The organism is Sphingomonas aracearum, from assembly GCF_003345355.1.
Taxonomy (GTDB): domain Bacteria; phylum Pseudomonadota; class Alphaproteobacteria; order Sphingomonadales; family Sphingomonadaceae; genus Sphingomonas; species Sphingomonas aracearum.
Genome location: NZ_QQNB01000003.1, coordinates 159,264 through 181,322 on the forward strand (window position 1 = coordinate 159,264; position 22,059 = coordinate 181,322).

28 protein-coding genes are annotated in these 22,059 nt (G+C 67.3%); 7 read left to right on the forward strand and 21 right to left on the reverse strand.

What is annotated here, in order from left to right; genetic code table 11:
- Window positions 1-45 precede the first annotated feature (45 nt).
- From ftsH to DVW87_RS13750, 3 genes are all read left to right on the forward strand, one after another.
- On the forward strand, window positions 46-2,016 hold the full coding sequence (gene ftsH, locus DVW87_RS13740; protein WP_114688389.1) for an ATP-dependent zinc metalloprotease FtsH: 1,971 nt from the start codon (window positions 46-48) through the stop codon (window positions 2,014-2,016).
- A 70-nt stretch (window positions 2,017-2,086) separates the two neighbouring features.
- Window positions 2,087-2,914 carry a protein phosphatase 2C domain-containing protein gene (locus DVW87_RS13745; RefSeq protein ID WP_114688390.1) on the forward strand — a complete coding sequence of 276 codons (828 nt, stop codon included), beginning with the start codon at window positions 2,087-2,089 and terminating at the stop codon, window positions 2,912-2,914.
- Window positions 2,915-2,951: 37 nt separating this feature from the next.
- On the forward strand, window positions 2,952-3,488 hold the full coding sequence (locus tag DVW87_RS13750; protein WP_114688391.1) for a DUF1003 domain-containing protein: 537 nt from the start codon (window positions 2,952-2,954) through the stop codon (window positions 3,486-3,488).
- 5 nt (window positions 3,489-3,493) lie between these two features.
- Here the strand turns inward: DVW87_RS13750 and DVW87_RS13755 are convergent, their stop codons facing one another.
- From DVW87_RS13755 to DVW87_RS13850, 21 genes are all read right to left on the reverse strand, one after another.
- Window positions 3,494-5,176 carry an ATP-binding protein gene (locus DVW87_RS13755; RefSeq protein WP_114688392.1) on the reverse strand — a complete coding sequence of 561 codons (1,683 nt, stop codon included), beginning with the start codon at window positions 5,174-5,176 and terminating at the stop codon, window positions 3,494-3,496.
- Window positions 5,177-5,253: 77 nt separating this feature from the next.
- Complete coding sequence (locus DVW87_RS13760) at window positions 5,254-6,021, reverse strand: TIGR02186 family protein (protein WP_114688393.1); 768 nt, start codon at window positions 6,019-6,021, stop codon at window positions 5,254-5,256.
- Window positions 6,018-6,920: a sulfite exporter TauE/SafE family protein gene (locus DVW87_RS13765; RefSeq protein WP_114688394.1), complete on the reverse strand. Its 903-nt coding sequence runs from the start codon at window positions 6,918-6,920 to the stop codon at window positions 6,018-6,020. The genes DVW87_RS13760 and DVW87_RS13765 overlap by 4 nt, the downstream gene beginning before the upstream one ends.
- 32 nt (window positions 6,921-6,952) lie before the next feature.
- The gene (locus tag DVW87_RS18360; protein ID WP_239017914.1) at window positions 6,953-7,966 is read right to left on the reverse strand and encodes a hypothetical protein; all 1,014 of its coding nucleotides are present in this window, start codon (window positions 7,964-7,966) and stop codon (window positions 6,953-6,955) included.
- On the reverse strand, window positions 7,963-8,745 hold the full coding sequence (locus DVW87_RS18365; protein WP_239017915.1) for a glycosyltransferase family 2 protein: 783 nt from the start codon (window positions 8,743-8,745) through the stop codon (window positions 7,963-7,965). Before DVW87_RS18365 ends, DVW87_RS18360 begins: the two co-directional genes overlap by 4 nt.
- Window positions 8,742-10,313: a recombinase family protein gene (locus DVW87_RS18370; protein WP_239017916.1), complete on the reverse strand. Its 1,572-nt coding sequence runs from the start codon at window positions 10,311-10,313 to the stop codon at window positions 8,742-8,744. The genes DVW87_RS18365 and DVW87_RS18370 overlap by 4 nt, the downstream gene beginning before the upstream one ends.
- A 114-nt stretch (window positions 10,314-10,427) precedes the next feature.
- Window positions 10,428-11,414 carry an MT-A70 family methyltransferase gene (locus DVW87_RS13785; RefSeq protein ID WP_114688396.1) on the reverse strand — a complete coding sequence of 329 codons (987 nt, stop codon included), beginning with the start codon at window positions 11,412-11,414 and terminating at the stop codon, window positions 10,428-10,430.
- Window positions 11,414-11,695: a hypothetical protein gene (locus DVW87_RS13790; RefSeq protein ID WP_114688397.1), complete on the reverse strand. Its 282-nt coding sequence runs from the start codon at window positions 11,693-11,695 to the stop codon at window positions 11,414-11,416. Before DVW87_RS13790 ends, DVW87_RS13785 begins: the two co-directional genes overlap by 1 nt.
- Complete coding sequence (locus DVW87_RS13795; RefSeq protein WP_114688398.1) at window positions 11,692-12,798, reverse strand: phosphoadenosine phosphosulfate reductase domain-containing protein; 1,107 nt, start codon at window positions 12,796-12,798, stop codon at window positions 11,692-11,694. Before DVW87_RS13795 ends, DVW87_RS13790 begins: the two co-directional genes overlap by 4 nt.
- Before the next feature lie 14 nt (window positions 12,799-12,812).
- Window positions 12,813-13,031, reverse strand: coding sequence for a hypothetical protein (locus DVW87_RS13800; protein WP_114688399.1), 219 nt, complete (start codon window positions 13,029-13,031; stop codon window positions 12,813-12,815).
- On the reverse strand, window positions 13,031-13,702 hold the full coding sequence (locus DVW87_RS13805; protein WP_114688400.1) for an HNH endonuclease signature motif containing protein: 672 nt from the start codon (window positions 13,700-13,702) through the stop codon (window positions 13,031-13,033). The genes DVW87_RS13800 and DVW87_RS13805 overlap by 1 nt, the downstream gene beginning before the upstream one ends.
- On the reverse strand, window positions 13,699-13,935 hold the full coding sequence (locus DVW87_RS13810; protein ID WP_114688401.1) for a hypothetical protein: 237 nt from the start codon (window positions 13,933-13,935) through the stop codon (window positions 13,699-13,701). Before DVW87_RS13810 ends, DVW87_RS13805 begins: the two co-directional genes overlap by 4 nt.
- A 100-nt stretch (window positions 13,936-14,035) precedes the next feature.
- A complete protein-coding gene (locus DVW87_RS13815; protein ID WP_114688402.1) occupies window positions 14,036-14,317 on the reverse strand; it encodes a hypothetical protein in 282 nt (93 codons plus the stop codon).
- Window positions 14,314-14,523, reverse strand: coding sequence for a hypothetical protein (locus DVW87_RS13820; protein ID WP_114688403.1), 210 nt, complete (start codon window positions 14,521-14,523; stop codon window positions 14,314-14,316). The genes DVW87_RS13815 and DVW87_RS13820 overlap by 4 nt, the downstream gene beginning before the upstream one ends.
- Window positions 14,520-14,657 (reverse strand): hypothetical protein, encoded by a 138-nt coding sequence (locus DVW87_RS18140; RefSeq protein WP_181814847.1) that lies wholly within the window; start codon window positions 14,655-14,657, stop codon window positions 14,520-14,522. The genes DVW87_RS13820 and DVW87_RS18140 overlap by 4 nt, the downstream gene beginning before the upstream one ends.
- Complete coding sequence (locus DVW87_RS18635) at window positions 14,657-15,061, reverse strand: DUF2312 domain-containing protein (RefSeq protein ID WP_420822347.1); 405 nt, start codon at window positions 15,059-15,061, stop codon at window positions 14,657-14,659. The genes DVW87_RS18140 and DVW87_RS18635 overlap by 1 nt, the downstream gene beginning before the upstream one ends.
- Complete coding sequence (locus DVW87_RS13830; protein WP_114688404.1) at window positions 15,028-15,456, reverse strand: hypothetical protein; 429 nt, start codon at window positions 15,454-15,456, stop codon at window positions 15,028-15,030. The genes DVW87_RS18635 and DVW87_RS13830 overlap by 34 nt, the downstream gene beginning before the upstream one ends.
- A gap of 13 nt (window positions 15,457-15,469) precedes the next feature.
- On the reverse strand, window positions 15,470-18,199 hold the full coding sequence (locus DVW87_RS13835; RefSeq protein ID WP_114688405.1) for a toprim domain-containing protein: 2,730 nt from the start codon (window positions 18,197-18,199) through the stop codon (window positions 15,470-15,472).
- Between the two features lie 125 nt (window positions 18,200-18,324).
- Window positions 18,325-18,615, reverse strand: coding sequence for an Ogr/Delta-like zinc finger protein (locus DVW87_RS13840; protein WP_239017917.1), 291 nt, complete (start codon window positions 18,613-18,615; stop codon window positions 18,325-18,327).
- Window positions 18,616-18,659: 44 nt separating this feature from the next.
- Window positions 18,660-19,154 (reverse strand): hypothetical protein, encoded by a 495-nt coding sequence (locus DVW87_RS13845; protein WP_114688407.1) that lies wholly within the window; start codon window positions 19,152-19,154, stop codon window positions 18,660-18,662.
- Window positions 19,151-19,477 (reverse strand): transcriptional regulator, encoded by a 327-nt coding sequence (locus DVW87_RS13850; protein ID WP_114688408.1) that lies wholly within the window; start codon window positions 19,475-19,477, stop codon window positions 19,151-19,153. Before DVW87_RS13850 ends, DVW87_RS13845 begins: the two co-directional genes overlap by 4 nt.
- 84 nt (window positions 19,478-19,561) lie before the next feature.
- On the opposite strand from DVW87_RS13850, the gene DVW87_RS13855 reads away from it, so the two are divergent.
- From DVW87_RS13855 to DVW87_RS13865, 4 genes are all read left to right on the forward strand, one after another.
- The gene (locus DVW87_RS13855; protein WP_114688409.1) at window positions 19,562-20,224 is read left to right on the forward strand and encodes an XRE family transcriptional regulator; all 663 of its coding nucleotides are present in this window, start codon (window positions 19,562-19,564) and stop codon (window positions 20,222-20,224) included.
- A gap of 22 nt (window positions 20,225-20,246) precedes the next feature.
- Window positions 20,247-20,579 carry a hypothetical protein gene (locus DVW87_RS17840; RefSeq protein ID WP_147276273.1) on the forward strand — a complete coding sequence of 111 codons (333 nt, stop codon included), beginning with the start codon at window positions 20,247-20,249 and terminating at the stop codon, window positions 20,577-20,579.
- 252 nt (window positions 20,580-20,831) lie between these two features.
- Window positions 20,832-21,764 carry a hypothetical protein gene (locus DVW87_RS13860; RefSeq protein WP_114688410.1) on the forward strand — a complete coding sequence of 311 codons (933 nt, stop codon included), beginning with the start codon at window positions 20,832-20,834 and terminating at the stop codon, window positions 21,762-21,764.
- Window positions 21,757-22,059 carry an STAS-like domain-containing protein gene (locus DVW87_RS13865; RefSeq protein ID WP_114688411.1) on the forward strand — a complete coding sequence of 101 codons (303 nt, stop codon included), beginning with the start codon at window positions 21,757-21,759 and terminating at the stop codon, window positions 22,057-22,059. Before DVW87_RS13860 ends, DVW87_RS13865 begins: the two co-directional genes overlap by 8 nt.

Sequence of the window (22,059 nt, forward strand, 5' to 3'; positions counted from 1 at the left end):
CCTGCGTGCGCCTATCTTGTGTGCTCGGAAAGGTATCAAGACCACATGAACGAGAACGACAAGCAGCCGGGCGGCGGCAACGGCGAAGGTGGCGGCCCCAACCCGTGGATGAAGAGCCTGCTCATCTGGGTCGGCATCCTCGTCGCCCTGGCGCTGTTCGTCACCATGCTGGACACGCGCGGCGGCGTCGCGGGCGGCACCGGGATCGCCTATTCCACCTTCCTCGACAAGGTGGAGGAAGGCACGGTCAAGGACGTCAACATTTCGGGGGATGTCATCACCGGCACCTTCTCGAGCGGTGACAAGTTCAAGACCTACGCGATCCAGGACCCGCAGCTGACGCAGAACCTGCGCCAGCACAACGTGCAGATCACGGCCAAGCCCGAAGAGGGCCCGTCGATGTGGCAGCTGCTGCTGTACCAGTCGCTGCCGTTCCTGCTCTTCCTGGGCATCGCGTTCTTCGTGCTGCGCCAGATGCAGAAGAACACCGGCTCGGGCGCGATGGGCTTCGGCAAGAGCCGCGCACGGATGCTGACGCAGAAGGAAGGCCGCGTGACCTTCGACGATGTCGCCGGCATCGACGAGGCGCGCGCCGAGCTGACCGAGATCGTCGAGTTCCTGAAGGACCCGACCAAGTTCGCGCGGCTGGGCGGCAAGATTCCGAAGGGCGCGCTGCTGGTCGGCTCGCCGGGTACCGGCAAGACGCTGCTCGCTCGCGCGATCGCGGGCGAGGCGGGCGTGCCGTTCTTCACCATCTCGGGCTCGGACTTCGTGGAGATGTTCGTGGGCGTCGGCGCGAGCCGCGTGCGCGACATGTTCGAACAGGCCAAGAAGTCCGCGCCGTGCATCGTCTTCATCGACGAGATCGACGCGGTCGGCCGCCATCGCGGCGCGGGCCTGGGCAACGGCAACGACGAGCGCGAGCAGACGCTGAACCAGCTGCTGGTCGAAATGGACGGGTTCGAGGCGAACGAGGGCATCATCATCGTCGCAGCGACCAACCGCCCCGACGTGCTCGACCCCGCGCTGTTGCGTCCGGGCCGCTTCGATCGCCAGGTGGTGGTGCCGCGCCCGGACATCGAGGGCCGTATCAAGATCCTTGAAGTGCACATGAAGAAGGTGCCGCTGGCGCCCGACGTCGATGCCCGCGTGATCGCGCGCGGCACGCCGGGCTTCTCGGGCGCGGACCTGGCCAACCTCGTCAACGAGGCGGCGTTGATGGCGGCGCGCAAGTCCAAGCGCCTGGTCGCGATGAGCGAGTTCGAGGAAGCCAAGGACAAGGTGATGATGGGCGCCGAGCGGCGGTCCATGGTGATGACCGAGGACGAGAAGCGGATGACCGCCTATCACGAGGCCGGCCATGCCATCGTCGCGCTGCACGAGCCGGCGTCCGATCCGATCCACAAGGCCACGATCATCCCGCGCGGCCGCGCGCTGGGCATGGTGATGCGCCTGCCGGAACGCGATTCGTACAGCTATCACCGCGACAAGATGTACGCGAACCTGGCCGTCTCCATGGGCGGACGCGTGGCTGAGGAAGTGATCTTCGGCTATGACAAGGTTTCGTCGGGCGCGTCCGGCGACATCCAGTACGCCACGGGCCTGGCGCGCGACATGGTCACCAAATGGGGCATGTCGGACAAGGTCGGCCCGGTCGAATACGCCCAGCCGGAAGGCGAGTCGTTCCTCGGCTATTCGTCCTCGCAGCCGGTGCGCATGTCCAACCAGACCGCGCAGCTGATCGACGACGAGATCAAGTCGATCGTCGAGGGGGGCCTCGCGCGCGCCAAGCAGGTGCTGTCCGATCACCTCGACCAGCTTCACCTGCTGGCCGGCGCCCTGCTCGACTACGAGACGCTGTCGGGCGAGGAGATCAAGAAGCTGATCGCGGGCGAGACGATCGACCGCGGCGACACCGGCCCGAAGGCGCCGACGCTGCCGATCGGGGGGGCCTCGGTGCCCAAGACCCGCCGGCCGAGCGGCCCGTTCGGCAACCCGGCGCCGCAAGGCGCGTAACCGAACCGTCCGAGACGCATATAGGCCCGTCCTCCCGACCCGGAGGGCGGGCCTTTTGTTTGGAGCCGCCATGCACCTCGATCTCCTCCAGTCGCTGAGCCTGTGCGGCCGCAACGACACGCCCAACGACGACCGGGCGGGCAACACCGCGCGAACCGCCTGGGTGATCGACGGAGCGACGGATCTCGGCCCGCCGGGCCTGCTGGGCGATCAGGGCGGCGCCGCATGGCTGGCGGCCACCGCCGATGCCGGTTTCGGCCTGGCCGATGCGCCGGAGCTTGCCGGCACCTGTGACCAGGTCTTCGCGCATGTCGCGGCGCGCTATGCTGCGGAACGTCGCCGCGCCCCGGAAGCGGCCTGGGAGCTTCCCAGCGCCGCCTTTGCCGCCGTGCAACTGGTTGGAAACAAGCTGCACGTCGCCTGGGCGGCGGATTGCGCGGTGCTGCACCGGTCATCCGCCGGCGTGCGCTGGTGCACGCCCGCGCCCGACCGTGCAGCCGAGTCGGCGGCGGCCGCGGCACTGGGCGAAGGAGTGGGTGCATTGCCGCGCACCGGCGCCGTGCTGGATGATCGTCGTGCCGCCCGCGCGCGGCCCGGGCGGCAGGTGCTCGGCATCGACCCATCCGCGGCGCGCGCCGCCATGCGGCTGGCCGCGGTGGAGGTCGCGCCCGGCGACGGGCTGCTGCTGATGACGGACGGCTTCTCGGCGCTGATCGACGCCTATGGCGTTCATGACGCCGCCGCGCTGTTCGCCGCGGCCGAGCGGCAGGGGCTGGCGGCGCTGGGCCAGCAGCTGCGCGACATCGAAGAACAGGATGCCGATTGCCGGCGCTTTCCCCGGTTCAAGCGCAGCGACGACGCCACCGCGTTGTGGCTTCGGATCGGCGGCGCGGCGTAGCGCGCGTCCGAACAGGCTGCCTGCGCGTTGCGCGCGCATGTCGGACCTTTTCACCCATCAGCCACCGTCGCCGCCCGGCCTGGGTGGCGTTCTTGCCCGCAACATCGAGCGGATGGACGAGCATCGCCGCCGCGAGGCGCAGAACGCCCGGCTCAGCGAGCGATTGTCCGACGCGATCACCGCCTTTGCCGGCAGCATGGCCTTTGTCGGGCTGCACGCGGTTCTCTACGGCGTGTGGATCGCGGTGAACCTCGGCTGGGTGCCGGGCGTGAAGCCGTTCGACCCGACCTTTGTCGTGCTGGCGATGGAGGCGAGCGTGGAGGCGATCTTCCTCTCCACCTTCGTGCTCATCAGCCAGAACCGCATGATGCGCGCGGCCGCGCGGCAGAACGAATTCGACCTGCAGATCAACCTGCTGACCGAGCACGAGCTTACCCGCCTGGTCGCCCTGGTGGATGCCATGGCGCAGAAGATGGGGGTGGCGGCGGTGGATGCCGAGGAACTGGGCGAGATCAAGCGGGACGTCTCGCCCGAGGCGGTGCTCAGCACGCTGGAAGCGCGCGAGACCAGATAGCCGGTCTACCGCCCCTGCGCACGCCAGCGGCGGATGGTGCGGGAGATGATCTCCTCCTCGCCGCCGGTCTGCCGCCAGAGATCGGAGAATAGCGGGTCGTCGGAGGCGGGGCGCTTGGCCTCGTCCAGCCCGTCGAAGGAGACGCGAATCGGAATGGAGACACCTTCGCCGCAGATGATGCATTCGCGGTTGCGCAGCGCCGGAATCGAATCGAGGAAGCCGCGGGCGCCTTCGGGCATCGCCGCACGGACGAAGGCCTGGTCGCGATCGTTGTTGAGGCGCATGGACAGGATGGTGCCGCATTGCGACAGCACGCCTTCGGCCAGATCGGACGGACGCTGGGTGATCAGGCCCAGCGACACGCCGTATTTGCGGCCTTCCTTGGCGATGCGGCTGAGGATGCGGCCGACGGAGGAGCCATCGTCGTCGCGCGGGATGTAGCGGTGCGCTTCCTCGCAGACGAGCAGGATCGGGCGCTGCGGCTCCGTGCGGGACCAGATCGCGAAGTCGAACACCATGCGGGAAAGCACTGCCACCACCACCGAGGTGATTTCGCTCGGCACGCCCGACACGTCGATGATCGAGATCGGCCGCCCGTCGCCGGGCAGGCGGAAGATGCGCTGGAGGAACGCCGCCATGGTATCGGCCACCAGCATGCCGGAGAACATGAAGCCGTAGCGCGGATCGGCCTTGATCTCCTCGATCTTGGTCTTGATCCGGAGATACGGGGCGGTGTCGCCCGCGCGGTCCATCTTGCCCATTTCGAGCTGGATGAGGTTGGTGAGGTCGCTGAGCAGATAGGGGACGGGCGCGTCCACCGTCAGCTTGCCGATCTCCTGCCCCAGCCGCCCCTTGGCCCGCGCCATCAGCAGGCACTTGGCCAGGATGTCGGCATCGATCTGCCGTTCGGAGCCGGACGTGGTGAGGAACACCTCGCAATGTTCGGCGAAGTTCATCAGCCAGTACGGCATCTGCAGGTTGGAAACGTCGAAGATCGCGCCGTTGGTCTGGAACGCGGCGGAATATTCGCCGTGCGGGTCGATCATCACGATATGGCCCTGCGGCGCGAGCTCGCAGATCCTGTGCAGGATGAGCGCCGCCGAGGTCGACTTGCCGGTGCCGGTGGAGCCGAGCAGCGCGAAATGCTTGCCCAGCATCGCATCGACATACAGCGCGGCGCGCACGTCGCGGGTGGGGTAGACGGTGCCGATCTCCACCGCGGCACGGCCGGTGGCGGTGTAGATCTGCTTGAGGTCCGGGGTGGAGACCGCAAACACCTGGCAGCCGGGTGTCGGATAGCGGGTGACGCCGCGCCGGAAATTGTAGAGCTTGCCGGTCAGGCGCTCCTCGTCGCCTTCGCCGAGAAAGTCGACCTGCGCCGCGATGCGCGGCTCCGTGCCGTCGACCAGGCGCAGCGAGCGGATGTTGGCGACCAGCCACACGCCGCCGACGCGCATCTTGATCTGGCTGCCGACCGCACCGGCGCTGGCGATCACGGGGTCGCTGTCGCCGGCGACCTGCTCCAACGCCCGCGGATCGAGGACAACCTGGCTCGACGAGCCGGCGATCTCCAGCACGGTGCCGATGCCCTGCGCGGTTCCGGCAAACGCCGCGGGCGCCAGCGCCGCTGCGCCGTTGCCGGCAGGTGCGGCGCCGGCGAACGCTCCGCTGCCCATCATCTCGGTCATTCGGTCGGTCCCTTGCGATTCGACCGTAATAACTGGCGGGCAATGGTAAATTTAGCGTTCGGCGAGGCCGGAACGGCTCAGATGCGCCGCGCGATCATGCCCGCGGCCCAGCCCAGGCCCAGCGACAAGGCGACCGCGGCGAGGCCGTAGAGCACCGAGCGACGCTCGGCCGACCAGGCGACGAAACGCTCGAAACCCGACTTGCGGATCTGGATCTCGCGGGTGGCGGCGGCGAGCACGCGGCCGTCGCGGATCAGGAAGGTCTCGGCGGTGAACCGACCGACCGGCACGCGCGCCGGGATCGGCACGCGGGCGCGGTACAGCACGCCGTCGGTGATCTCCACCGCGCGCGGCGCCTCGTCATACAGGCCCGAGCGGCGCTTCAGGTCCACCAGGCCGCGGGCGAAGCGGTCCTGCACGGTGCTCGGCGCGCTGCTGGCAGGGGAGAGCTGCAGGCTGGACAGGCCCAGCTCGTAGATTGCGCGGGTACGCTCGTCGACGATGCGCTCGATCGGGCGCGAGGAGGCAAGCGCGTAAAAGCTGGGCGCGGAGCGGTAGCTGAGCCGCTCGGCATTGACCCAGATACCGGCGACCTTTTCTTTCTCGCGGATCAGGATCGGCTCGGTCGGCCCCTTTACCACCACCGCGATGTCGGTGGGGCGGTCGTCGCCGGGCAGGCGCCCGCCGGGGTAGAGGATCGCGCCGAACAGCAGGAGCTCGGCGCCGGTGAACGAATAGATGATCTCGATGTCGCGCTGCGACACGTCGGGCACCAGCACCGGCTTGGCCTGGCCCAGCAACAGCGGCGTGGCGGCGAGCAGCAGCAGCGCGGCGGGGCGCTTCACAGCGGCTCCACCGTGTAGATCTCGTCCGGTCGCCAGGTGAGGCCGAGAATGATGCGAAGGGCAACCAGCAGCACGACGATGGCCAGCGCCAGCCGCAGATATTCCGGCCGCGCCTTGCCCGCGAGCCGCGCGCCGAGCTGCGCCCCCGTAACCGAGCCGAGCAGCAACAGGGCGGCCAGCACGATGTCCACCGCCTTGGTGGTGGTGGCGTGCACCAGCGTGGCCGAGGCGGTGACGAACAGCGTCTGGAACAGGGAGGTGCCGACCACCACGCCGGTCGACATGCCCAGGATGTAGAGCATCGCGGGCACCAGGATGAATCCGCCGCCGATGCCCAGCAGCACGGTGAGGATGCCGGTGAAGAAGCCGAGCAGCAGCGGCGCCAGCGGCGAGATATAGAGGCCCGAGGCATAGAAGCGCATGCGAAAGGGCAGGCTGGCGACCAGCGGGTGGTGGCGTCGTTTCGCCGCCTTCGCCTTTGTGCCGAGGATCGCCTCCAGCGCTTCCTTGCCCATCAGAATGCCGATGAAGCCGAGCATGGCGACATAGATGGCGGCGATCACCACGTCGATCTGGCCGGACGCCTGGAGCAGGCGGAAGATGCCCGCGCCGGCAAGGCTGCCCAGCACGCCGCCGACCACGAGCACGCCGCCCATGTGCATGTCCACCCCGCCGCGGCGCAGGTGCGCGTATACGCCCGACACGCTGGCGCCGGTCACCTGGGTGGCGGCGGAGGCGGCGGCAACGGTGGGGGGGATGCCATAGACGATGAGGAGCGGCGTGGTCAGAAAGCCGCCGCCCACGCCGAACATGCCCGACAGCAGCCCCACGCCGGTGCCCAGCAGCACGATCACGAGCGCGTTCACCGAAAGGTTGGCGATGGGCAGGTAGATGTCCACGGGCGCTTGCTACTCCCTTCGACGCACGCTGGCTAGAAATCGGTGCCGAGGCTGACGACGAGGCCGGAGCCCGGCCGTGCGCCGCCGGCCACGCGCTGGCGCCAGTCGACGGAAAGCCGCGCCCCGGCCCGGCCGAGTGGCAGCGAAACGGCCAGCGAGGGCCCGATGTCGAGCCGGGCCGCGCCCTTCTGCGCCCCGCCCCATGCGCCGGCACCGAGATCGAAGCGCAGCCCGCCGAGCGCGCCCAGCGGCGTGGCGATGCGGGCGGCGGCATCGGCATAGGCGCCGCGATCCGCGCCGATCACGCCGGCCTGCGCATAGCCTTCGATCCGCACCGCCGGCGCGATCGCCACCGGGCCGGCGCCGGCGACCACGCCCAATGCGGGGGCGGAGCGGACGCCGTCGATCCCGAAACGCTGCTCGGCGACCAGCCGGACGGGGAGGCGGGTCGGCTGCCACTCGACGCCGGCGGCCAGTTCGGTGCCGCGCCCGCGCAACGGCGTCGTCGCCCGCCCCGCCAGCGCCAGCCGGCCGCGACGGTCCAGCGCATAAGCGAGGCGAAGTCCGGCCTGCGCTCCGCCCAGTTGTCCGCCGCTCGCGCCCGGCGCGATGCCGCGCCCGCCGCGCGCGAACAGCCAGCCGCTGCCCGACCAGCGGGAGCGAGGAGCCGCCGGCGGACGCGGGGGCACTGAGCGGGGCAGGCCGGGCACGATTCCGCTTTCCTGCCGCACCGCCTCGCCGAAGCGAAGCGCACTGAGCAGGGCAAGCGCGAGGGCGTGGCTCTTGTCGGTTGCAGCCAGCGGCAAGGGGGCGTCGGTCGCAAGCTTGGCCGGTCGGGGCACGGCGACGGCAGCGAAGGCCGCCATGGTCGACGGCGTGGCCGGCTCCTCGCGTACCGGCAGGGGCTGGGTCCGGGCCAGAACGCGGGGGATCAAGGGCACGCCGCGCTCGATCACCGCCGCGGCCGGCGGCCAGAGCAGGGCCACGCGCAAGGTCACCCAGCCGACGCCCACGCCGCCCAGAAAGCGCAGCGGCCGTCCGCTCACGCCGCTTCCTCGACATCGTCGGGAAAGGCGTGGCGGGTCTTGTCCCAGCGCAGCGCCCCGCCGCGCAGGAGCGCGATGTAGCGCGAAACCGCCAGGCGCGCGGCCATGAGCGAGATGTAGTTGGCGACAAACGCCCGCGGCAGCGACAGCGCGGCCTGCCGCCAGCCATAAGCGCGGCCGGTGAACAGCGCGCGCATGGCGAGCCGCCAGCACAGCAGGGCGGCGTTGATCGTCAGCACCGCCTGCATCGCTGCGTCGACCGGCGGCGTCGTCGTGCCGCTTAGCCGATGGAGGAGCCAGGCGGCCGCCAGTGCCATCAACGCCAGATAGGCGGCGGCAAGCACCAGCACGGCGAGCGGCGCGCGGCGATCGCGCGCCCGCATCCAATGCTCCCGCCAGTCCGCCAGCCGGCCCCAGCCGACGCGATCCCAACCGGCGAGCGCAATGCCCGTCATCCAGCGCGCCTTCTGGCGGATCGCGGCGTTCAGCGACGACGGGAAATATTCGCGCACCGCGACCGGTCGTCCGCCGCGCGTCTCGCCGACCCAGGCCAGCACGCCGCTGCCGCCCAGCGTCGCCACGGCGAGGCCAAGCTCGTAATCCTCGGTCAGGCTCGCAGGATCGAAGGGCAGGCCGCCACGCTGCACGGCGATCCGTTCCAGCCAGTCGCGCCCGATCCCGCAACCGACCCCGGCCAGCGGCAAACTGGCTCCCAGCGCCTGCCGCGCGATCAGCGATTTCTGGTGCGATTCCCCGAATTGTGCGTTGGTGTAAGTCACGCACGGGCTTGGGATTGGGTGGCCAGGGAGAGGACTTCGTCCATCTGGCGAACTACCTCGATCTGGACGCCGCGGGTGGCCTCGGCCGGGCGCAGGATGATGCGGGCGATCATCGCGCGGAGGCGGGGCACCGCCTCGAGCTTGGTTTCGGGTGCCTCGAGTGCTTGCTGCAGGGCCTCGACCTGACGGCGGTATTCCTCCTCCAGGCGCGGGTGCAGGGTGAGGACCTCGGGGAGGGCGTCTAGGCTGGCGAGCTCGCGGGCGAGGCGCTCCTTTTCCTCGCGGGCGGCGCCTAGCATATCGCGGATCTCGCCGAAGGCGCTGCCGCCATCCGCCAGAGCGGCGAGCAGGCGATCCATCTTGCGGGTGGCCTGGGCGAGCCGATCGGCAAGGCGGGCGCGGTCGCGCGTGAGCTGGGACGCCTTGCGCGCATAGTCGCGGTGGTATTCGCGGACGTAGGCGGCGACGACATCGGGGGCGAGCAGGTTTGCGCGCAGCTCGGCCAGGACTCGCTCCTGATACTGGCGCGAGCTGATGACGCGATTGTTGGTGCATGCCTTGCCGTTCCGATGCGCGCGGCAACCCCAGTTCTCGCCGGACGATTTCACCCAGCCGTTGCCGCAAACGCCGCAGACGCCCAGGCCGGAGAGAAGGTGCTTGGGCCGGCGATGATATTCGGGGCGGGCGGCGGTGCGCGAGGCCAACTCCTGCTGCACCGCTTCCCATAGATCCTGATCGACGATCCGCAGCTCGGGCGCGCTCGCAACCGTCAGCTGCTCGCCGGCCGGACGCATGCGGCGCGCGCGGGTGGTGGGGTTTACCACTGCCTTGGTGCGGCCGTAGACGATCTCGCCGATGTAGAGGCGATTGCGCAGGATGCCGTGACCGGACTTGTGCTCACCGGTGATGACGCCGGGCATCCAGAAGGCACCGCGGGGGGCGGGCAGGCCCTCCTGGTTGAGATCGCCGGCGATCTGGCGCCCGCTGCGCCCGGCGGCGTATTCGCGGAAAATGCGGCGGACGATCTCGGCCTTGTCATCGACGATCTCGCGTAGGCCGCGGATCGGATTGCCGTTGTCGTCGAAGCGGAGAACCCGGCGGTAGCCATAGGCGATGCCGGCCGTCGCTCGCCCCTGCTGCACAGAGCTGCGCTGGCCTCGCTTCACTCGGGCGGCGAGATCCGTGCGAAACTGCGCATCCATGAAGCCCTTCACCAGTCCGACGATCGGCGTAACGGTGCCGTCGAAAAGGGTGAAGAGGCGGGCGCCGGCGAACTCGATCCGCTCGCGCAAGGTGTGTGCGTCAGCGACGTGGCGCGCGAGTCGGTCGGTCGATTCGGCGAGCACCTGATCGATGCCGCCTGCCTCGACCAGCTGCATCATGGCGTTGAGGCCGGGACGCTGCAGCTCGCCGACGCCGGCAGCGCCGGAGATCGCGGCGTCCTCGAAGGTGGCGACGACAGACCAGCCCTCGCGTTCCGCGCGTTCGCGGCAGACGGCGATCTGGTCGGCAGTCGAGCGGGGGTTCTGGTTATCGCTGCTGAAGCGGGCGTAAATGACGGTCCGCATCGGCCGATTCCTTGGTGCGTAGACGGGCAATGTCCCTTGTGACGTGGGCGCGCGCAAGGGCTTCGGCGAAGGCGATCGCTTCCGGTGAGGATTTGGGGAAGGTCGCCGGCGCATTCATGCGGTCGGCGCCTCGAACTTGTCGATCTGGTTGCCCCAGACGTCCCAGCCGGCGCGGCGCTGGCGGGCGAAGAGTTCGGCGCGGGGGCCGGCGTAGAGCTGCTCGAGATCGGCGTGCAGCTGGTCGGGCTTGCGGCTGTGCTCGCGAACGGGGGCGGCGATCAGGTTGCGGATCGAGCGGGACAGGACGCGGGGCTTGCCGATCGTGCCGACCAGGTAGAACTCGGCGGCCGAGCGGAAGACGTAGCCGGTGCCGAAGGTCCACTTCTCGCCCGTCTTCGACTGTTTCGCCCAGGCGCCGGCGCTCTTGAAGGTGAAGCCCCATGCCTTCAGCAGCTCAATCGCGCGATCGAGGAGCGGGGCGGTCGCCCACATGACCAGGGCGCAATCGGGGGCGGCAAGCCGGGCGACGGGCAGCTGCGCGAGCTGCTCGATCGTCATGCAGCCATAGTGCGCGACGGGGTTCTTCGCCTCGCCCTTCGCCGAGTGATTGAAGAAGCGCCAAGGCGGATCGGCGAGGATCAGCCCGTAATGGTGCGGGCGCAGGCCCTCGAACGGCCAGGCGGGCAGCTGCGACACCGGCGCGGCCGAGACGATGCGCTTCGGACGAGTCCGCGCGCCAAGCTCGCCTGCGAAAAGCTCACCATTGCCCAGCGCGGCAATGCGCCGGCGGGAATGCGTCTCGCGCAGGTTGGCGACGTGGGTGTCGCGATCATAGGCGAGGTGGCAGCGCTGGCACATGGCGCGCAGGTTCTCCGGCGCGCAGTTCTCCGGCATGTCGTCCAGATGGGCGACGGTGAGCACCACGGTTGAGCCGGTGACGCTGTGCGGCTCGCCGTTGTGCTCCGCGCAGCGGCCGGCGTGATCGTGGCCGCATTCGCCCTGGCATTCGCACCGATCGCCGGCGCGCTGCTTGCGTATCTGCAGGGAGATCGTCGGCCATTCGCGCGGGTAGCGGGCACGGTTCTCGGGACGGATCGGCATCAGGCCGCTTCCTCGTCTTGTTCCGGCAGCACGCGGCCGATCGCAACGGCGCCGGCATAGGTGATGCGGTATTCGTAGAAGCGCGGATCGCTGCCCTTCGAGCAGCGCGCGCGGGCGGCGTAGCCGCGGCGGATCAGGGTATCATGGACCCGGACAGCTTCCGCGGTGCTCTCGGCATCGTTGCCGAAGCCTCGCCGCGACAAGGCCTCGACCTTGTCCGTGTCCGGCAGGAGCTGGCGCGCCCAGGCGAGCGCCTCCAAGGCGGGCCGCTCGCCCTTCATGCCGCCTCCTTCAGACGCTCGGCGTCATGTAGATCCGCGATGCGATCTCGCACCTGGGCAGGTGTGGAATAGGGCGAAGCCAGGCCGTGCATCGCCAATATGGCGGCTCTGGCGGTAAGGATGACGCTTGCTTCGGCGATCGACGGGATGCGCTGCGGCCAGCCCTTCACGTAGCGTAGGTTGGAGGGCAGGCGATCTTCCAAGCGGCGGCGTTCAACCGCCCAAGCTTTACCGCGAGCGAGGTCGGCCGCGAGCGACGTTGGCAGCAGATCGGGTGCGACATCGCCTAGCCAACGATCCGGCTGGAAAGAGAACGTTGATCGCGCCTCCATATCGACCAGGTGCAGCAGCGCACCCAGGTTGCCGGGAGCGCGCGCCGCAATGGCAATGTCTCCGGCGGATGCGAGCACACAAAAGGCGCAGCCGAACCGTGAGGCACCCCGCTGGTAGCTCTCTGCCAGAGGCAAGCCTTCTCGAGCGATGTAGGTATAGACCTCATCCTCTCGCACCTCGACGCCGGGATGCCAGGTGACGATGCCGCCTCCGTTTGCCCGAACGTAGGGCTTTCCCTCGACTTTAGAGATCGGGGCCAGGCGGCGCTTGATGCTCTCTTCGCGCCTGATGCCGACTATCGAAAGCACCTGCTCGCCAGGGAACTGGCGCAGCAGCTGAGGCAGGATAACCTGTGTTTTCAGCTCCGCCGTGCAGAAGCGGTTGGCAGCGGAACTCCATGGACCTGTGAGGTGATACGTGAGCAGGTCGACATAGCGCGCGAGCCCCAATTCGAACCGCCGCTCCCATCGGTCGATCAAGTCCCCAGCACGCCGGCGCACGATGATCAGTGGCACGCCGATAGCGGCGGCGGATGCTTCAACTGTGTCTCGGGTGGAGGGCCAGTCTATCCGACCGAGGTCAGCGTGGATAGCAATGCGGCGATGGTGCGGGTGACCGAGACGATCGAGCAGGCGGGTGGTGGCATGTGCGATCGAGACGCTGTCCTTACCGCCAGAGAGGCTATAAGCGACGGGGGCGCCAGCAGCGACAGCCGCGCGTACGCGATCGTCGATCGCCAGAGCACCGAAGCCGGCGGCGAACAGGTCCATCTGCGGACGAGGCCTCACAAGCGCCTCCATTCGTTATGGCAGCCCGGCCCCCAGCGCTTGCAGGTGACCTTGCCCTCTCGCTCGAGCCGCACCAGACGATTGCGCACAGCAGGCGTTTTCAGGTCCGGCATGCCGTGCTCGTGCGCGAGGATGTTGCGGACTGCGTAGGTCATGATCCCTGACGGGCGTGCGGCCATGACCTGCAGGATGAGATCGTCGATGGGAGCCGGCATCAGCGTGCCTCCTCGGCGATCCGCTCGCGCGCGGCCTGCACGCCGTGTTGCAGCTGTGCCATGGCGAGAATGGTGGGACGGACCTCTGGCGCCGCCTGGTCATAGGCCAGACGCGTCTTGTGCCGGCCGCCATTCAGGCGAGCGAGAACGGCCCTTGGCAAGCAGCACCAGTTGCTTGGATCCGTGTTGAGCCGATCGCCGTCTAGGCACTTCAGGGCATGCCCCTTCGGCACGGGACCGTTGATCTCTTCCCAGCGGAGCAGGTGAACGCCGCGCCAGCGCGACTGCAGAGGAAGTCCGTCGTGGATCTTCCGCTCGAGATAGCCTTCCTTGCTCAGCCGCTCGGTTCCGATCGGCTTGTACAGCCGAACGGCGACGCCGCTGCGTTGTCCCTTGCGAAACTGCGTCGCGCGCGCGTTCGGGTGTCGGCCGCCCTTACCTTCGGGACACGGCTGGCCCTTGTTCATCGGCTCCCGGCCGGTCTCGAACCGACCGGTGCGCCCGGTCCGCCAGCCCTGACGCTTTCTGAGCGCGTGCAGGTGACCGGCCTTCACATCCGAGCGCTCGAACGCTCGGACGAAAGCTGCATGGTAATCGCCGATCGGCAGCAGGTGGTTGGCTTCGAGCCATGTCAATTCCTCGGCGCTGTAGAGGATGGCGCGCCCCTTCATTCCGACTTCCCCAGCATCGGCAGCATGGGGATGAAGCGATCGCCGTGATTGGCGATGATCGTCGCGGCTTTAAGCTGCAGATCGGCATTGCGGACGATCTGGTCAGCGATCCGCACGATCGAGTCGGTGCGCTTGCCTTCCTGCTCGATCTGCTCGGCGGTGAGGCCTTCTTCCGACAGGCGCTCGAGCTGAGCGAAGAGGTGATTGTTCAGATCGGAAAGTTTGTTCTTCACGGTAGGATCTCCGGCATGATGAGGGCGATCGCGATGGCCAGGGCGGCCCAGACAAGGTCGATGCAGGCGCCGCGGAGGATGCGGAGGGCGCGGGCGCGGATCATTCCGGCCGCTCCCCGAGCATGGCGGCCTGCAGCTGGTAGGAGCGCTGGGCGGAGACGGCGGGCGCAGGCTCCGCGGAGCGGGCGAGGAAGGATCGGGCCTCGAGGCAGTTGGCCGACCACTCGTGGATGCGGCGTTCCTTCCACGCGGCGTTGATCGCCTGGCGGAGGGGGCGGGGGAGGGCGAACCAGTGCGGGCGGCACATGAGGATGCCGCGGGTGACCTCGACGGTGCAGCCGGGGGCATCGCAGGTGCGGGTGCGGCGGACGCGGCGCGTCATGCGGTTGCCCTCGCCTGCAGGCCGGCGAGCTTGCGCTCGGCCGCGCGGATCTGCTTGCGCAGGCGATATCCGCGCTGGCGTTCGCGTTCGACCAGGTTGATGAGGCGATCGCTTTCCTCGCGCGTAAGGGCGCGGGTGCGCTGCAGCTGCTCAAGCTGGGCCAGCTCGGTCGCCTGTGCCAGGCGGCGGCGTTCCCAGATGGTCATCGGCGGTTCCCTTCGGACATGGCGGCGACCAGCATCATCACCGCGACGGGCACGGCGATCAGGACGGTCGCGACGATGGCGGCGATGCGCGCCAATCGGCGCGGCCAGGCGGCGGGCGCGGGGGCGGGCTGCATCAGAGCATCCCCAGCGATTGCATGTAGGTTTCGAGGATCGCCGTCTCTTCCTGGAAGGCGAGCTTCTCTTTCTTCCGGATCTTGCGGATGGACTCGAGCGCCTTCGCATCGAAGCCGCGGCCCTTTGCCTCGGCAAGCACGTCGGCGATGTCCTGGGCGATGCCATCCTTCTCCTCGTGCAGCCGTTCCAGCCGCTCGATCAGCAGGCGCATTTCCTCGGCCGCTGTTTCCCCGTTCGTCTTGATCGGATCGGGGACGTGCCGTGCCTTCTTGCCACGCTTCGCGGGCGCAGCAGGGACAAGGGTGAGGGTCGGGACATGGCGGGATTGCCCGCCGGCGCCGCGGACCATCCGCATGCTGAAGGCGGACATCAGCAGCGCTCCCCATCGGCGCAGCGGCTGCACAGGCCGGGCAGGGTCCAATCGCAGTCGCCGATCTCTTCGTGATGGCAGCGGTGATGGCGGTCGCAGCCGCACTGGCGGCAGATGATCGGGTGACGCTCGGGCGGGCGCGTCATCAGCTGGAAATAGACGTCGGAGCTGAAGCGGAAGGCGCCGTGCAGCGGATCGAGCAGGGTGACGTGGTTGGCGGTGGTGCCGGGCGTCTCGAGATCGCGGATCAGCGCGGCGACAGCGCTGCGCCGGCGGTGCCGCGGCTCGATCACCTCGGCGACCTGATCCACCGACTTGCCGGATGCCTTGCGGCAGATCCGGAGATAGTCGGCCGGGGTGAGCGGGGGCAGAAGATGGAAATCTGTGGGCGCGGGCGCCGGCTCGGAAAAGATGTGGGCGTGCAACATCAACGTGCGCTCCTCAATTCTTGGTGGCGGGTTGGTGATCGGGGTTGCGGAAGATCCAGCAGTTCACCGTCTTGCCGGTGATCGCGTTGGTCGGCCGGGAGGCGGCTTCGAACTTGCGGCGCTTGCTGGTCTTGAGCAGCTTCTTCAGCTCAAGGATGGTGCAGGGCAGCTGCAGGCGCAGATCGGCGCACCGCTGCTCGAAGCTGCCGAGGTGGATGGCGTGGACCTCGCGCGCGCGGCTGAGGTCGATCGGCCGCTCTGTCGCTTGGGTTTCCAGCGACTGGATGTGGTCGAATCGTTCCCAGAACAGCTCTACGTGCGGGTGGTCGCTTTCCACCGCGCGCTGGCGCTCCTCGAGCATGGTGAGGATGAAAGCCTGTGCGTCGGCAACCTGTCGCGCGGACAGGTTGGTCACGACCAAGAGCATCGCGTCCAGCATCGCGGCGAGCTGGGCGTGGTTCTTCACCAGGCGCCCGTTGCGGATGCCCTTGTGCTTGCCCATGGCCGCCTCGTGGCGGCGGAAGGCATCGCGATAGGCGGCGAGGATCGCGTCCTCGCGGCGTACGATGTGGATCAGGAAGCCGGAGACGGCCTCGACATCGGTGCGGGCGAGAGCTTCGCCGGCGGCCTTGCCTTCGGCGGAGAAGCGGCTCTTGTCGAAGTGGATCGCCATGATGCGCTCGCGCAGGGCGGGCGATGCGTCCACGCTGTCGTTCTGGGCGATGACGATCGCGCCGCGGAACGGCGGCTCGAAGGTTTCCATGCCGCCGTTGGCGATGGCGCGGGTGCGGACGGCGCGGCCGTTATAGGCGGTCTTCAGCTCGTCCCACTCGAAGCGGCGCCCGTGCGGCGTGTCCTGGTTGCGGTCGCCTTCGATCAGCACCACGGGCAGGTTGCCCACCTGCCCAAGCGTGCGGGCGATACCGGCGTTCGTCGCCTTGGTGGGGTCGAAACCCTCGTAGTTGGCGCGGCCCGCCAGCTTCCACAGGAACTCCAACAGCGTCGTCTTGCCGGTGCCGGGTAGGCCGGTCATTTCGAGAAAGGCGAGGCTGTCCTGTTCGCGGCGAATGTGGTCGGCGAAGAAGCTGAGCACCCAAAAGGCGAGGGTGACGATCCCCTTGGGGCCATAGGCAGTATCGAGAGCCCCGATCCAGCTGAGGTCCAGCTTGTCCGGATCGTAGGTCATGCGCAGGATGCGCTCGGTGGTGCGCAGCTTCACGTTCTGCTTGCCGAGCACGAAGAAGTCTTCGTCGTTGGGCTCGTAGACGCGGCCACGGTGCACCGCCCGATCGCCGAGGATCCAGGCGCCGTGCTCGATCGAATAGCCGGTGTGCTGGATCGCCTCGACCATGCGGATGTGCGACCATTGCCGCTGCATCAGCCGGTCGATCTGAAACTGCGAGCCGGTCCACTGCGCACCTGGCGCGATGGAGGCGAGCCGCTTCTTGAACTCGCCGTTGGTGGTGCACGCGCTGCCGGAGAAGGTGGCCTTGATGCTGGCGCGCTTCGGAAAATCGACGCGGAGGTAGTAATTGCCCTCCTCGATGTTCGGATCGCGCTGGAAGTAGAGCGTGCGGAAGGTGCAGTTCGCCAGCTCGTCGATGTCGATCGCCTCTTCCGCGGCGAGATCCCAGCGGGCCTGCGGCGACAGATCCTTGATGTGCGCGAGCTCGGGATCCTCGCTCTCCATCCACGCCGTCTGGATCTGATTGATCCGCTCGATCGAGAAGTTTGCCCAGAGCTGCTTGCCGGCGAAGGTGAGCGGGAAGGATGCGTAGCGCTCCTTCTTGTAGACCAGCATCGCCTTTTCCGTGGCGCTGGCGGCGATCGTCACGTCGCCGTTCCACAGATAATCCGCCAGGTGATCGGCGCTCAGCTCGCCGGCCTGGTGCAGATCGTTCCAGTCGAGCTTGTCGCCCTCGCCATCGACGCGGACCTGGGCAGCGCCGCAGTCGAGGTTCGCCTCGCGCGCCTTCTTCACGAACTCGCGGGTGTAGCGGACGCCGGCCTTGCCGACGTCGTAGGCGAAGATCAGCCTGGGGGTGCTGCGACCGATGCTCGCCGCGGCGACGCGCAGGGCATCGATGGCGGTGCCCGGGTAATTGTTGCACGACAGGGTGCTGACGGCGACGGCACCACGATCGCGGAAGGCCGGTGACTGGTTGAGGGCGATCGCGTCGAAGATGCCCTCCGCGATCCAGACCTCCTTCGCCTGGGCGAGCACCTCGGCGGTGTGCGCCGGCATCGTCCACCACAGGCCGGTGTATTTGGAGCCGAAGGCGAAGCGGGCCTTCTTCTTGCCGAAGCGCGCCGGCTGGTCGATCAGCCGTTCCCAATAGGTGTTGGCGGCACCAGGCAGGGGAAAGCGGACCGTGGCGGTGCTGAGGTTCAGCTCGCGATCATGGTAGCTTTCCTGCGTGTAGCAACCTCGCAGGCCCTGCAGATCGAAACCACGGGCGTGCTGCAGATAGGCGTCGGCGGCAGCGTGCGGGTTCTCCGGCGTGCGCTTGTGGCGCTTGGACCAGTCGTCGAAGATCTCGGGGTAGAGCGGCTTGACCTGGATCGTCTCGCCGCAATTGTTCTCCCGGCCGCAGCGCAGCACGAAGGGCTTGTCCGACCAGGTGAACAGCTCCCGCTTGTCGCATGCGGGGCACTTTCCCTCCTGCAGGAAGCGGCCCTTCTCCTTGAAGCCGAAGTCGGACTTCAGCCTGGAGAGGACGTCACGGAGGATATCGGGCTGCACGGGTGAGCGGTCTTTCGTGAGGGCCGGAGTGGCGCAGACAAGCAGAGGGCGTTCCCGGAAGCAGGGTGCGACCGGACGGATTGGGGGCAGACGGGATCAGGTGCGCCGGGTGGCGCTAAATGGGATCAGCTGGGGGCAGTTGTGGCCTCCCCGGCTGGCGGCGTGTCATCGTTGGCCGGAGGGGTCTCGTCATCATTGGCGGGCTTGCCCCGCCACTGGCCGAGCGGGAGAACGATCGCCGGGTTCGGCTTCGCGCTGGGGCGGAGCGTCCGGTAGATTGCGAGCTGGGCGATGAAGACGTGCCCGCATTCCGGGTTGTCGCAAACGAATCGGATCACGCGCGTGAGCGGATCTGCCTGCACGCTGTCCCGCGCGATGGCGCGCGTGTCGCAATGCGGGCAGGTGATGCCGGGCACGCGCGCGGCATAGGATCTCTTTGGTCGGTGCAGATGGATACTGGTCATTGGGAACCCCCGGCTTTCCCCGCGTCCGGCCCCGCGCCGAACGGTAGGAACTTTGCGAGTCTCGCCTTGACCGCCCCGATCGCGGTGTGAGCCTCATCCACCTGCACGAAAGCCCAGTGCTTCTCGCGCGGGGTGGAATTCGGTTGTGTGATGACAAGGGCGGCGGCGAGCCCTTCACCCGCCTCGCGTGTCGCCACGGTGATCTCCTGCAGCAGCTCGCGCTGGCAGGCGGTTTGCTCGGCAACACGAATGCCGAGCTGAAAATTGTACGCGTCGTGGAAGGGCGCGCCCTCTCCGCCGGCTGACTGGAAAGCGACGTCCAGCGCGAGCGCCTGCTCGATCGACGGCGTGGCCGTGCTCGACGGGTGCGCCCACTTGTAGACCAGCCGCTCGGAGCGCCGAACGATGCGGGCGGCGACCTTATAGCCGAGATGGCCTGCCACGCGCGTGGCGGCGTCGGCGAAGGTCTCGGGCGTGCGTGGCAGCGTCATGCGCGCGCTCGCCGGGGCAAAATGGCGTCCCGATCGCACGCGACGGTCGGGACGCCAGAATCTACGGAGCCGGGGTGATCGTCGATAGGAGGAGAGTTCGACGCGTGCTCCGCAGGGTAAATGTCAGGACGCAGCAGATGACGAGAAACGCCGGCCTCGCGCTCGACGATGAGAACGTGTTCTGCCGGCAGCCGCTTCCCGCTTTGCAGCCACTTCCACACCGCCGTCTGCGACACACCGCACAGACGCGCAAATGCGGACTGTGAGCCAACGCGCATGACCGATGCCTGTAGCGCCTCGAAAGGAGTTGCGTTCGCGTCCATACAACCGAGCTACAACCATGGATGTACCTCTGTCAACATCTACGCTTCCGTATCGCTAATAAACTTTGGTTGTAGGGTGGCGCCATGATCGTAATGGACCGCCTAGCTGCCCGGATGCGCGAGCTTGGACTTAGCCAGGCCGAGTTGGCGCGGCGTGTTGGGATATCGCAGCAGGCGATCGGCAAGCTGGTGAACGGCAAGTCAAGCAGTTCGCCAAATATCGGCAGGATTGCGGAAGTGCTGCAGACGACACCTGCCTACCTCGTCGGGCAGGTGGAAGATCCAGAGGAAGGCGCCATGCTGATGCCGACCGAGGAGGTGATCGCGGATCAGCTCGACCTGGTTGCCATTGATGAGATCGACCTCGCATTTGGCTTGGGCGCTACTCTGACTGACCAGGTGCCGGTGGTTGTAAGCAAGCGCCGCTTTCCTCGCGGTTGGCTAGAGGCACTGACCGACGCTCCGCCCAGCGCCTTGGTTTTCGCTCGCGGCCGGGGTGACTCCATGCTTCCGACGCTGCTCGACGGCGATATCGTTCTGATCGACAAGACACAGCGCTCCTTCCTCGAACAGGACGCGCTGTTCGCCCTGACGCTGGGCGACGCCGCCATGATTAAGCGTTTGCGCGCGCGCCCCTCCGGCCGGATCGCCATTCTCTCGGACAATCCGACGGTGCCAGCCGACGAGGTCGCACCTGACGAGATCAGGATCGTCGGCAGGGTGGTGTTCATCGGGCGGCGCATGTGAGGCGCCGGGCGGGGAGGTTGGCATGTTATTGTTGGTGATTTTGGCTTCGACTGCTGTTCCCAATTCTGAGACGTTGCAGCGTTGCGTTGACGCGGTGCATGCTGTGTCGCCCGCCGCGGATAACCTGTGCGCTGTGCCCTCCTCGTCTGTCGATCTCTTCTCCGGAGAGCAGCCCGATTGGGCTCGCTGTACGGATGCGATGGGGGCAGGAAGGCGCGTCGCCAAGGCGTCCGGATTGCCCAAGGTTATGCGCGATGGCCTCGTTCGAGACTTCGACAAGCGAATTGCTGCCTGCACGACAACAGCGCCGGCGCAGGATACGCCGGTACGCCCCACCACCAACCTTTGGGACTAGATGTTCGGTAACGGTACAGAGTTTCAGCAGGCATGGTGAAGTGAACGACATAAAGGCGCAGCTTCAGGTGTCGCGTGAGAAAGGCCGAGTTTGATCATAGAAGGCCGCAGCCACTCGTTCCTACGCAAGCGACTGCGTCGGAAGGTTCGACAAAGGGAGAAAAAGCACCAGCGTCGTCAGGGGCGCCGGCGCTGGCCTGCGGCGCAAAGTCGCGGTGCGCCTACGATTGTTCGCGTCCTGCTGCCGGCAGAGATGAACCTGCGGCGTTACTTCCTTCGTCAGCCGGTGCTTCGTGCGTGCGAGCTGTTCCGGAACGCCTACCTACGGGACAAGCGGGACGTCATCCTCGACTTCTCCCGTACCCGCCTCATCCAAGCCGATGCCATGCTGGTGCTGGTAGCAGAGGTCGACAGGGCCATGCGGATGGGCCTCACCAAGCAGGTGATCCGGTGCAAGTTGCCGAACGGCGTGGACCAGGAGTCGCAAATCGTATGCGAGGTTCTTGAGCAGGTCGAATTGTTGAAGCGAATTGGGCAACAATCGCCTGCCGCGAAGCGCCAAGACAACGACTTCCATGAAAGCGTTCGCCATTGGCGCTATGCCACGGGAACGCGCGTGGACGAAAAGCCCGGTGACGTCCTGGACCAGCATGAGGGGCGAATCAGCGAAGGGTTGATGACGGGGGTTCAAACCGGCTTGTCAGAAGCGTTAGTGAACAGCCTCCACCATGCGTATCGGGCCGACCGTCTGGATGGCTGTGCACCGTTCAATGAGCGGCGTTGGTGGATGTTCACGCGCGAGGCAAACGGCCTGCTCGACGTGCTTGTCTGTGACCTTGGTATCGGAATACCGCGTTCTTTGCCGCTCAGCTGGGACCGAAACCTGCTGAAGAAGCTCATGGGTATTTTTGGTAAGTCGTCACCTGATGTTGCGTCCATTCAGATGGCCCTGATATTAGGTGAGACCTCGACGGGTGAGGTGAACCGTGGCAAGGGCCTGCCGCAAATATGGAACGCAACCCGCACCTCGAGCGCTGGAAGCGTTGGAATCCTAAGCGGCAAGGCCTACGTTGGGTATGATGTCGCCAGCGGCGAAGAGTTTTCTGGCTCCTACGAGTCCAGCCTGCTCGGAACACTGGTGAACTGGACCTTCCCGGTCGATGCCGCGGACGCTGTTGATGGGTGAAACGATGATCATTGTCGCGAAGGATTTTTCGCGTGCACCTGCTGGTCGCTTCATCAGCGACGGGCCAAACTCGGGCACTCGCTTCCGCGACGATTACCTCGTTCCGGCGCTTAACCGCGGCGATGACGTGGTCGTGCAGCTTGATGGTGTTCGCGCTTATGGCTCCTCCTTCCTTGACGAGGCGTTCGGCGGCTTGAAGCGGATGGGGTATGCGGCGGCCGATCTGGTGAAGCGCATCAAGCTTCTATCCTCAGATCCTTCTCTTGTGGCGGAGATTCGGGGATATTGGAGCTAA